Below are 10,922 nucleotides of genomic sequence, written 5' to 3' on the forward strand. Positions count from 1 at the left end.
AATGGCCGCCTTACCGCACGTGCAGGAGACCCATCCATCTTTAATAAATAAAAAGTGAGGTGAGGGAGTTTGTCGGTGGCAACGAACGAATTAGCAAAAATTGTTCAGGATGTACTGGCAGAGTTAGCCAAGCAAGGGTTAGTGAGTCCAGCAATAAAAGAACATGTCATGTCTGCAGCGGGTATGAATACAACACTTTCTCCTGTAGCTGAAGAACAAATGGTGAGCCTTGTTGGGGCAGATGAGATCCTGGTGGATCAACCGTTCAATCTGGATGCCATAAAAGCAATGAAAAAAGTAACCACAGCGCGGATCGGTATCGGGAGGGCGGGAGCACGGCCGAAAACAGCTTCCTGGTTGAAGCTCTTAGCCGACCACGCAGTGGCTCAAGATGCGGTTTTCATGGACGTCTCCGAGGACTTCTTGAAGCGCATGAATCTTTATTCTGTGCAAACTGCGGTTGAGAACAAGGAACAGTTTCTGACCCGGCCTGATTTAGGGCGGCGTTTATCAGACGAGGCTGTCCAAACGTTGCTGCAGAGATGCGAAAAAAATGTTCAAGTGCAAATTATTGTGGTGGATGGACTGAGTTCAACAGCCATAGAAGCCAATGTTGCTGATATCCTGCCTGCTCTGAGCCAGGGGTTAAAAGCAGCGGGAATTAAAGTGGGAACCCCGTTCTTTGTGAAGTATGGCCGGGTTGGGGTTCAGGACGAAATCGCTAAACTATTAAATGCGGAAGTAATTATCTCCCTGATAGGTGAACGGCCTGGTTTGGGAACAGCAGAAAGCCTGAGTGCGTACACCATTTACCGTCCTAATGAGAAAACGGTGGAAGCCGACCGCACGGTGGTATCGAACATTCACCGCGGGGGTATTCCTCCCGCCGAAGCAGGAGCCCATCTTGTCGATCTCTTAAAGCAGATCCTTCACGCAGAGGCAAGTGGGGTAAATCTGACTCGCATTTCTTAATCGCAGCCCAATGAGCATGGAGAGGGCGTAGTATATATGGGGGGTAGATCGAATGGATCACACGGACTCTAAATTCGTGCAGGCGGGTGAAACTCCCGTACTCCCCGCCAATTTCATACATCTCTGTACTCTTGGCAAGGAGGGGTACATTTCGTGAGCATCTCCTGGACGACGGTCCAACTACAAAGGTTAAAAGAACTTAATGCATCTACTGAAGTACTTGCAATGAACTTTACAGAGACATCAACACGTGACCGCACGTTTCAAGAAGTTGAACATCGATTAGTTAGCCAGGGGAAATGTAAACTGAACAAATTGCGTAAACTAAAGCGCCGTCCAGCATTGTTAGAGCTTGAAGCACAATTGGCGAACGTTTTATGTCAGCAAGGGTTTGTTCAGGTTGTAACGCCGACGATTATTTCAAAAGCATCATTAGCAAAAATGACAATCTCAGAGGATCATCCGCTATTCTCACAAGTCTTTTGGTTAGACGCTAAGCGATGTTTGCGGCCAATGCTGGCCCCGAATCTTTATACCCTGTGGCGAGATCTCGTACGCCTCTGGGATAAACCCATTCGCATATTTGAAATCGGAACCTGTTATCGCAAAGAATCACAGGGCGCACAACATCTTAATGAATTTACAATGATTAACCTAACAGAACTAGGCACCCCGCTTGAAGAGCGGCATCAACGGCTGGAGGAAATGGCAGAGTGGGTGATGGCGGCAGCGGGAATTAAAGATTATGGGCTTCTTACCGAGTCTTCGGTGGTCTACGGAGATACTGTCGATGTTATGAAAGGTGAGGTAGAACTTGGATCCGGAGCTATGGGTCCGCATTTTCTAGATGAGAAATGGGGAATTTTCGATCCCTGGGTTGGCATTGGTTTCGGGTTAGAACGGCTTCTGATGATTCGTGAAGGGACACAGAATGTTCAAAGTATGGCTAGAAGTATAACCTATCTGGATGGTGTACGGTTAAATATTTAAAAAATAAAAAAATCTTATTTAAAAACGTTGGAGGGATAAGAGCATGTACGAAAAGGTTGAGGTTGAGGCAGCGATTCCTTTGGCCCATATTGGAAGAATCTTTGAAATGGTTAGTTCGATACCCTATTTTCAAGAAAAAAAATCACGAATTCAGCAAATTGAAGTTCTTCCGGGCGGACTGACAAACAACAACTATAAAGTAACAATTGATGATGTTACCTATGCACTGCGCTTAGCAGGCGCAGGTACGATGGAGTATCTAAACCGTCCGGCAGAAAAACATAATGCCCAGATTATGGCCGATATCTCAGTAAGTGCTCCGATTATTTATTATGATGAGACGACCGGTAATCAAGTGTGTAAATATATTGATGATTGTCTTACCTTACATCCCGAACATTTCCAGGAGAATCACTATATCCAGCTTGCCGCGAAAGTATTTAGAAATTACCATACCTGTGGGAAGAAGTTCATCTCGGAATTCAACCCGCTGCGCGAGACACGAATCTACCGGAATCTTTTAACCCAGAAAAATTATGGCTTTTATGAGGGTTCTGAATTGATGAGTCAGAAGCTGGATGAGATCGAGGCACTTCTTGAAAAATGTCCGGCCCAATCGGCCCCTTGCCATAACGATCCATTATGTGAGAATTGGCTGGATGACAAGAAGAATTTTTACCTTATCGACTGGGAATATGGTGGCATGAATGATCCCATGTTTGATTTAGGAGCGTTATCTATCGAAGCGGATCTAACTGATGAACAGGAACGTTATCTGCTGCGAGAGTATTTTGGTGGTGATTTAACTGAAAAACAGTGGGGCTCACTTATCATCAATAAGTTCCTGTGTGATGCACTCTGGTCTTATTGGGCTGTACTCCAAATTGCAACAGGTAAAGCGTACGAGGACTACTGGCCTTATGGCCTTAATCGATATAACCGGGCCTATAAGCTTATCCACGAGGGAACGCTTGATCGAGCACTGCAAGCATTGTCTAATTGATTCAGAGGTATCTTTACAAAAATTAATAATAAAATCCAAGGGGGAAAAGAAGAATGTCGACATTAAAAAATCTTACCCAAAGCGTAATTGAAGGTAACGTAGAGCAGGTTAAAGATCAAGTACGATCCCTTATAGCCGGTGGAGTTAACCCGGTTGAAATCGTTAATCAAGGTTTAATTGCCGGAATGAATGTCGTTGGCGCACGTTTTAAAGCAGGGGATATGTATGTTCCAGAAGTTTTGATGTGTGCCCGTTCGATGGGGGCCGGTCTTGAATTGGTTAAACCTTTGATCGCTGAAAAAGATGTCCAAAATAAAGGGAAAGTTGTCATCGGTACAGTAAAAGCCGATCTTCATGACATCGGGAAGAATCTAGTATCCATGATGATGCAAAGCGGTGGTCTTGAAGTAATTGACATCGGCATCGATGTATCACCGGAAAAGTTTATTGAAGCCGTTAGAGAGCATAAACCGGATGTTGTGGGGATGTCAGCCCTGTTGACGACGACCATGCCGGCAATGAAAGATACGATTGAGCTGTTGGAAGAAGAAGGTCTGAGAGACAAAGTCAAAGTCATCGTTGGGGGCGCACCGGTATCGCAAGAATTCGCTACCTCAATCGGTGCTGACGGGTATGCCCCTGATGCTGCTACGGCAACTGATCTCTGCAAAGAATATATTGGCGCGTAAATAAAAGTGAGGGAACCCAAATCCTCTTTGGGTTCCCTCACTTTTATTAAAATGATTTAGATTCTTAAATCAAATTTGATTTAACATAAGTTTATTTTGGGTAGCAGGCAGGTATTTCCGAATAAGACGACTGGCTTTACTTTGGCTGATTTTTAAAGTTTTAGCCACTTCGTAGGAACTGCCTAATTCTTGGTAGGCTTGAAGAATTAGGCTTTTTTCAACTTCATTCACAGCATCTTCGAGTGAAGGGGTGTGGTTGGGAACAATGGTAGTGAGATCTGGAACATTTGGAATTTCTTGCTTTGAACATTGCAGTGAATTAAAGCCTTTTGGCAGATCGAAATCGTCAATGAGGTTGTCTTTATTGACGACAACTAATCGCTCAATCATATTCTCTAGCTCGCGGGCATTACCAGGCCAAGAATATTGTAAGAATAACTCAGTAACTCTCTCTGATAATCGCCGTTCACATTTATATTTCTGATTAAATTTATCCAAGAAATATAAGGCTAGCAGGATGATTTCTTCCTTGCGCTCGCGCAGCGGGGGGAGCTCAATTTCAAATACATTAAGCCGATAATATAAATCTTCACGGAAGTGCCCTTGTCTGACCATCTCATGAAGATTGCGATTGGTTGCAGCAATGATTCGGCAATTGACTTGCTGGACTTCTCTTCCGCCTACTTTAAAGTATTGATTTTCATGAAGGACTTGAAGTAGTTTTGCCTGCATACGGAGCGGAAGTTCGGCAATTTCGTCAAGAAAGAGGGTTCCGTCACTGGCTAACTCGATTAGACCGATATTGCCTTTGACATTGGCGCCCGTAAATGCTCCTTTTGAATAACCGAACATCTCGGATTCCATGAGTTCAGAGGGAATCGAAGCACAGTTGACAACAATAAACGGCCCTTCCTGCCGAGGGCTGTTTTTATGTATGTGTTTGGCCATGTGACTTTTTCCTGAACCGGATTCCCCGAGCAGGAGAACTGTAGAGTCGACTTGAGAAATCCGATGAATAAGATCCAAAAGATTTGCCATCTCCTGGCTCCTTGAGATGAAATCTGGAATATTCATCTCTTTTTTTCGTAAGACTTCAACTTCCATTTGGTAGCGATCCAGTAACTGCTGGCTCTTAGCAAATTCCAACTTAATCCCAGTAGCTTCCGTAATGTCTCTAGCATTTTCTATGATATATTCAAGCTTTCCGTTTTTATTAAAAATCGGAGTGGCAGTTGTTAAAAGGGTTTTGCCGGTTTGAGTTTTTTGTTCCAAAGTGACGCTTTTCTTTTCTTCTAAGGCAATTGGACTAACTCGTGGAAACCAGTAATGACAATCAGAAAGCTCTTTGGAACTCTTACCGATAATTTCCGAGGCCTTAATTCCACAATGCTTTTCTACAGCCTTATTGACATAAAGCACAATTCCCTGAGCATTGGTAACATAGATTTCGTCATGCGAATGATCCAAGATCTTCTTCAAAAGTTCGTAATTTAGTTGTGTTGTTGCTTGCATGGTGACCTCCTCTTTTCTGGAACGCCAACATTTGATTTGCAGGGAATTATGGATTACCTAACGAGACTGCAGAATACGAGTATGAAAATATTTCGCTAGGTTATAGCAGAATTCCTTCCTAAATAATGAAAGAGAAAGAAAATTATGACAAGGTTTGACTCAAAAAATGACTTGGGAAGTCAATTTTGATTTAGTAAAAGATCGTTTTTCTTATTCAAGCCAATTTAGAAATGAGCTACATATACGAAATTCATTATTTAAAGATATGGCACGTTTCTTGCTTAAATAAATTTTAGATGATGTCTTATTTATTGCAATTTTCTTTAAAGTTACAGAAGGGAGGGCAGAAGACGGATTTAGTATACCTTACGAATGGTTTTTTGTATGGCCAAAGATCGAAGAGAGAAGGAGGGAGAATATGTCCAATTTGAGTGCTGCGAAGTTGCAAGAGCTGCAATCAAAGAACGAGCTATCTCATGCAAAAAAGGGGCTAGTCTGGGGGCTTATTTCCGGAGCAACTTGGGGGTTGGATGGGGTTATCTTAGGTATGGCACTCGCTATGGCACCCTTTACAGGGGGCGCGACTCTTTATGCAGGGCCTATCGCCGGGGCTGCGTTACATGACGGATTTGCTGGTTTTTTTCTTTTTCTTTGCAACCTATTCAATGGAAAATGGAAAGAATATCCACGAACATTGAAGACTAAACCAGGCATGATTGTCTGCTTAGGCGCATTATTTGGCGGCCCAATCGCTATGTCAGGTTATCTCGTAGGAATCAATCTGGCTGGAGCATCCTATGCACTCTCCATTACGGCTATGTATCCTGCAGTAGGTGCTATTCTAGCTTTTTTCATATTAAAAGAGAAAATCCAGCCGCGTGTTTGGGCGGGTATCGTTTTATGTATGGTGGGGGCCATTACCGTAAGCTATGTTCCACCAGAAGGAGATTTTCCTAATTTCTATCTAGGGTTGGCTTTAGCTTTGCTAGCTACATTTGGGTGGGGAGCAGAAGGAGTTCTCTCTGCTTTTGGTATGGATATGGTTGATCCGGATGTCGCAATCGGGATTCGGGAAGCAGCTTCCTTTGTTGTTTACTTTGTTGCCGTTTTACCAGCAGTAGCAGGCATGGTTATTTTCTGGGAAGCCTTCCTTGCTAATGCCCTTGTCTATATTGCTGTTGCGGGCTTTTTGGGTGGTTTATCTTACTTTGCTTGGTATCGGGCCATCAATATGACTGGTGTAGCTCGCGCCATGGCATTTAATATTTCTTATGCACTTTGGGCCGTCTTCTTTGGCTGGCTTATCACCGATCTTGCGATCACCCCAACTCTTATCGGCGGCGCAGCCATTATTACGCTCGGGACGATTTTGGTTACCGCTAATCCGAAAGAACTTGTTAAATTGAGAAACAATTAAGAAAGGGGGAGCTAGCAAATGACACTACCTATGAGATTTCGCATTCTCCATCTCCTGACACTACAGGAGCTTTCCGAAATTGAGATTCTGACGGCTTTAAAACCCGAATATGGGTCGGAGGGGCAATATAAAAGATCAACTATCGATACCCATCTTGCTTCGATGAAAGCGGTCGGAATGATAGAAATCACCGATCTTTCCATGGGAAGTGACGGACAGCTTTTGCATAAGTTTAGAGCAACAGAATATGGCAGGAACTATCTTAAATATATGCCAAAAGGATGGAGCTCAGATAATCCATCAAGTCGTATCTCGATGTAAGTAGCTGTAAAAACAATGTACCCGCCGAATTCAGCTAAGCGCTGTGGTTCGGCGGGTTCATGTCAACTTTCATTAATTGAAATTGAAAGGAGATTAGACACAATGGCATATAAAGGAGAAATGATTGCTCTTGGTATGGTGGAAACCAAAGGTGTGGTTGGAGCGATTGAAGCAGCCGATGCTATGGTTAAAGCTGCAAATGTCAGCCTCATTGGCAAGGTCAAAGTGGGGGGAGCCCTCGTTACAGTAATGGTGCGGGGCGATGTGGGGGCAGTTAAGGCCGCTGTCGACGCTGGCGCAGCAGCGGCTGAACGGGTTGGGGAGCTCATGAGTTGCCATGTGATTCCACGTCCTCATCAAGAATTGGAGCAAATTCTCCCGCAGTTACCTAATTTTGATGAAAAACCTAAAGCGAAAAGCACGGAAAGCTCAAAATAATTGATTAAGACAAGTAGGGAGGGTCCTTATGATTGAGCCTATTAAGCCAAAAGTTTTAGCTGTCCGGCTCATTCCGAATGTTGCACCAGATTTAGCAGCGCAACTCGGATTGAAGGACTATCAACGTTCAATTGGGATGATCACGTCAAATATGGATGATCCCACGTACACTGCTTTGGACGAAGCCACGAAAAAGGCAGAAGTTGAAGTGGTCTATGCCAAAAGCTTTTATGCCGGTGCAGCTCATGCTTCAGGACCACGGTCCGGGGAAATCATTGGAATCTTGGCTGCGCCGACTCCTGCCGAAATTAGTGCTGGAATTGATGCTTGTATCAATCATTTAGAAAACGAAGCCTTCTTCTATACCTGTGATGGTGGACAAACGGCCTGGTATCCGCATACAATTTCCCGAACCGGCAGCTATCTTTCTAAGATTGCCGGAATTCAGGAAGGAGAGCCGCTGGCTTATTTAATAGCTCCGCCCATCGAGGCCATTTACGGTATTGATGCCGCGCTTAAAGCAGCAGAAGTAGAGATGAAAGCGTTCTATGGACCGCCGACTGAAACGAACTTCGGGGGTGCATTACTAACCGGTTCGCAAAGCGCTTGCCGTGCAGCCTGTGATGCATTCCAGCGTGCTGTAATCGATGTCACTCTAAATGCGCTGAAGTTTTAACAAAGGAGGTCAATCAAATGGAACTGGATCGAGATTTGACTTCCTTGCAGGAAGCACGTAATTTAGTTCGTGCAGCCCGGAAAGCGCAGGAAATTATTAAAAACTTTACCCAAGAGCAGATTGACCGGGTCGTTGATTTCATGCGTGAAGCAGGGGAGTCCCATGCGGCAAGGTTAGCCATGATGGCAGTCTCGGAAACCGGGATGGGAAAATACGAAGATAAGTGCCTGAAGAATTACTTTGCCTCCCATCATGTCTACGACTTTATTAAGAATATGAAGACCGTAGGGATTATTCGGGAAGATAAACAACAACGTCTATGGGAGATTGCCGAGCCCGTAGGGGTAATTACCGGGATAATACCTACGACTAATCCCACCTCTACCGTGATTTATAAAGCCATGATTGCCTTGAAGTCCCGGAATACCATTGTCTTTTCGCCGCATCCTTCGGCTGTCCAGTGTACCAAGGAAGCGGCAAAGCTCATGAACCAGGCGGCTGTTGCGGCCGGAGCTCCGGATGGTGTGGTTGGCTGCCTTAATATTGTGAGTATGGAAGCAACCAATGAGCTTATGAAACATCCAGATGTTTCGCTGATTTTAGCGACCGGTGGAAGTGGCTTGGTAAAAGCGGCCTATTCCAGCGGAAAACCGGCCTTGGGTGTTGGCCCGGGAAACGTACCGGCTTTTGTTGAGCGAAGTGCCAATCTAGCCAAGGCAGCAAAAAATATTCTCATTGGTAAAACCTTCGATAACGGAACCATCTGTGCCTCAGAGCAGGCAATTGTAGCCGAGGATTGTATTGCTGATGAGCTGGTCCAGCACTTAAAGATGAGTGGTGCCTATTTCCTCGAGCCGGAAGAGGTTCAAAAAGTATCTAAAGCTGTCATCTTACCCAATGGGGGAATGAACCCGAAACTTGTGGGCAAAGAAGCAGCATTTATCGCAAAGTATGTAGGAATCAACATTCCTGAACATACAAAGTGCCTGGTTGCCCCTCTTCAGGGAGTTGGTCCTCAGTATCCGTTATCTTATGAAAAGCTAACTACAGTTCTTGGCTTTTATCGAGTGCGGAATTGGCATGAAGGCTGTGAACGGTGTATTGAACTTCTGAAAGCAGGAGGGATCGGGCATAGCCTGGTTATTCATAGCGAAAATGAAGAGATCATCCGTGAGTTCGGACTGAAAAAGCCCATCTTCCGTGTCCTTGTCAATACCCCCTCATCTTTAGGTGCTGTGGGGGCGACTACAGGGCTGGCGCCTTCATTTACCTTAGGCTGTGGAACTTGGGGCGGATCCAGTGTTTCTGAGAACGTCACCCCTATGCATCTCATAAATATTAAGCGGGTCGCTTGGGCCATTCGGAATCCCGAAGAGCTAAGTTTTCCTAATCCATCAGAGCCTGCTGTTATACCCGCTAATTCCATATCATCTATCAGCCCGGAAATGATGCAAGAGATTGTTGAACAAGTTATTCGTCACACCCTCAGATCTTATCTGCAACCGGAGACTAAGTGACCGTGGGATCAGAATCTGACTTGAGAAAAAGAGCCGAAGAATAGGGTGTAGACAAAGAGATTGGGGGACAACTGATGATTTTAAAGGCTAAGGTCTACAATAAAATCTTTGCCTTTAAAGACCTCAAAGAGGTCTTGGCAAAGGCAAATGAAGAAAAATCCGGTGATATCCTGGTTGGAATCGCAGCCCAATCAGCTTCAGAACGGGTAGCAGCCAAACTGGTATTGAGTAACCTCACCCTGGAGGATATATATAATAACCCGGTCATCCCCTATGAAACAGATGAAGTAACCCGGGTTATCTATGATGGTCTAAATGTAAGAATTTATCAGGAGATCAAAGCGTGGACAGTAGGTCAGCTGCGCGAATATATCTTAGACCATAAGACAACCGGCGATGATCTTGCCCATATCAGCCGCGGACTTACGAGCGAAATGATCGCCGGTGCAGCCAAGCTCATGTCCAGCATCGATTTGGTCTATGGCGCAAAAAAGATACGTAATGAAGCGCATTGCAATACAACAATCGGGAGAGCGGGAACGCTCGCCTTCCGTAATCAGCCTAACCATCCTACAGATCATGTAGAAGGGGTAATGGCGTCGCTGAAAGAAGGCCTCTCCTATGGATCAGGCGATGCAGTCATTGGCATTAACCCGGTTGAAGATAATGTAGAGACAGTGGCCCGCTTGCTGGATATGGTGAAAAACTTCATGGTTCAGTGGGAAATTCCGACCCAAAACTGCGTGTTGGCCCATGTCACAACCCAGATGAAAGCCATTGAGAAGGGTGCACCGGTCGACATGGTCTTCCAAAGTATTGCCGGAACCCAGAAGGCGAACGAGGCCTTCGGCATTTCTAAAGAAATGATTGATGAAGCGTTTGAACTTGTGAAGCGTAAAGGAACAGCGACCGGGCCGAACCTCATGTATTTTGAGACAGGTCAGGGTTCAGAAGTATCGCTTGATGCCCACAATGGAGTGGACATGATGACACTGGAATCCCGGACATATGGCTTCGGTCGTGAATACCGGCCATTTATGCTGAACAACGTTTCTGGATTTATCGGGCCAGAGACCATCTATTCCGGCCGTGAAGTCATCCGTGCCGACTTAGAAGACTTATTTATGGGTAAGCTGCATGGTCTGCCAATGGGGATTGCCCCCTGTTACACAAACCATATGAAAGCAGATCAGAACGATCAGGAGATTGGAACGCTATTATGTGCTATGGCCGGAGCCAATTACTTTATGGGTGTTGCAGGCGGGGATGATATTATGCTCAGTTACCAGGACACCAGCTTCCATGACGATGCAGCAACCCGCGAGATCCTGGGGTTACGCCCACTGCCTGAATTTGAAAAATGGCTGGAGAAGATGGGAATCATGGA

At 45.1% G+C, this 10,922-nt stretch carries 11 protein-coding genes and 1 tRNA gene; 11 read left to right on the plus strand and 1 reads right to left on the minus strand.

From position 1 onward, the window contains the following. Window positions 1-75: 75 nt before the first annotated feature. The 5 genes from eutC to B9A22_RS24335 all read left to right on the plus strand — a co-directional run bounded on the left by eutC (window position 76) and on the right by B9A22_RS24335 (window position 3,654). Window positions 76-972, plus strand: a complete 897-nt coding sequence (gene eutC / locus B9A22_RS24320) for an ethanolamine ammonia-lyase subunit EutC (protein WP_217806052.1) — start codon at window positions 76-78, stop codon at window positions 970-972. Window positions 973-1,010: 38 nt separating this feature from the next. Further along, window positions 1,011-1,082: transfer RNA gene (locus tag B9A22_RS25740), tRNA-OTHER, on the plus strand. Window positions 1,083-1,197: 115 nt separating this feature from the next. Continuing rightward, the gene (gene pylSc, locus B9A22_RS24325) at window positions 1,198-1,962 is read left to right on the plus strand and encodes a pyrrolysine--tRNA(Pyl) ligase large subunit (RefSeq protein ID WP_281252440.1); all 765 of its coding nucleotides are present in this window, start codon (window positions 1,198-1,200) and stop codon (window positions 1,960-1,962) included. A gap of 43 nt (window positions 1,963-2,005) precedes the next feature. After that, window positions 2,006-2,965 carry a choline kinase family protein gene (locus B9A22_RS24330; protein ID WP_084578521.1) on the plus strand — a complete coding sequence of 320 codons (960 nt, stop codon included), beginning with the start codon at window positions 2,006-2,008 and terminating at the stop codon, window positions 2,963-2,965. A 53-nt stretch (window positions 2,966-3,018) separates the two neighbouring features. After that, window positions 3,019-3,654, plus strand: coding sequence for a cobalamin B12-binding domain-containing protein (locus tag B9A22_RS24335; RefSeq protein WP_084578522.1), 636 nt, complete (start codon window positions 3,019-3,021; stop codon window positions 3,652-3,654). A gap of 69 nt (window positions 3,655-3,723) precedes the next feature. On the opposite strand, the gene B9A22_RS24340 is transcribed toward B9A22_RS24335, so the two are convergent. Next, on the minus strand, window positions 3,724-5,166 hold the full coding sequence (locus tag B9A22_RS24340) for a sigma-54 interaction domain-containing protein (protein WP_084578523.1): 1,443 nt from the start codon (window positions 5,164-5,166) through the stop codon (window positions 3,724-3,726). A 418-nt stretch (window positions 5,167-5,584) separates the two neighbouring features. Between B9A22_RS24340 and B9A22_RS24345 the strand changes: the two genes are divergently transcribed. The 6 genes from B9A22_RS24345 to B9A22_RS24370 form a co-directional block, all read left to right on the plus strand. Next, window positions 5,585-6,583 (plus strand): DMT family transporter, encoded by a 999-nt coding sequence (locus B9A22_RS24345; protein ID WP_084578524.1) that lies wholly within the window; start codon window positions 5,585-5,587, stop codon window positions 6,581-6,583. Between the two features lie 18 nt (window positions 6,584-6,601). Beyond that, window positions 6,602-6,904, plus strand: coding sequence for a hypothetical protein (locus B9A22_RS24350; protein ID WP_084578525.1), 303 nt, complete (start codon window positions 6,602-6,604; stop codon window positions 6,902-6,904). A gap of 120 nt (window positions 6,905-7,024) precedes the next feature. Continuing rightward, on the plus strand, window positions 7,025-7,342 hold the full coding sequence (locus B9A22_RS24355; RefSeq protein WP_217806054.1) for a BMC domain-containing protein: 318 nt from the start codon (window positions 7,025-7,027) through the stop codon (window positions 7,340-7,342). A 28-nt stretch (window positions 7,343-7,370) separates the two neighbouring features. Continuing rightward, window positions 7,371-8,018, plus strand: a complete 648-nt coding sequence (eutL, locus tag B9A22_RS24360; protein ID WP_084578527.1) for an ethanolamine utilization microcompartment protein EutL — start codon at window positions 7,371-7,373, stop codon at window positions 8,016-8,018. Between the two features lie 17 nt (window positions 8,019-8,035). After that, entirely contained in the window at window positions 8,036-9,535 is a 1,500-nt protein-coding gene (locus tag B9A22_RS24365; protein ID WP_084578528.1) for an acetaldehyde dehydrogenase (acetylating), read from the plus strand. Window positions 9,536-9,609: 74 nt separating this feature from the next. Continuing rightward, window positions 9,610-10,922: ethanolamine ammonia-lyase subunit EutB (locus B9A22_RS24370; protein WP_084578529.1), on the plus strand; the 1,313-nt coding region annotated here is incomplete at its 3' end.

The organism is Sporomusa malonica, from assembly GCF_900176355.1.
GTDB lineage: Bacteria > Bacillota > Negativicutes > Sporomusales > Sporomusaceae > Sporomusa > Sporomusa malonica.

Bases quoted from the DNA above. Each gene is read 5' to 3' on its own strand.
- pylSc (WP_281252440.1), top strand. From the start codon at position 1,198: ATGAACTTTACAGAGACATCAACACGTGACCGCACGTTTCAAGAAGTT.
- B9A22_RS24330 (WP_084578521.1), top strand. From the start codon at position 2,006: ATGTACGAAAAGGTTGAGGTTGAGGCAGCGATTCCTTTGGCCCATATT.
- B9A22_RS24335 (WP_084578522.1), top strand. From the start codon at position 3,019: ATGTCGACATTAAAAAATCTTACCCAAAGCGTAATTGAAGGTAACGTA.
- B9A22_RS24340 (WP_084578523.1), bottom strand. From the start codon at position 5,166: ATGCAAGCAACAACACAACTAAATTACGAACTTTTGAAGAAGATCTTG.
- B9A22_RS24345 (WP_084578524.1), top strand. From the start codon at position 5,585: ATGTCCAATTTGAGTGCTGCGAAGTTGCAAGAGCTGCAATCAAAGAAC.
- B9A22_RS24350 (WP_084578525.1), top strand. From the start codon at position 6,602: ATGACACTACCTATGAGATTTCGCATTCTCCATCTCCTGACACTACAG.
- B9A22_RS24355 (WP_217806054.1), top strand. From the start codon at position 7,025: ATGATTGCTCTTGGTATGGTGGAAACCAAAGGTGTGGTTGGAGCGATT.
- eutL (WP_084578527.1), top strand. From the start codon at position 7,371: ATGATTGAGCCTATTAAGCCAAAAGTTTTAGCTGTCCGGCTCATTCCG.
- B9A22_RS24365 (WP_084578528.1), top strand. From the start codon at position 8,036: ATGGAACTGGATCGAGATTTGACTTCCTTGCAGGAAGCACGTAATTTA.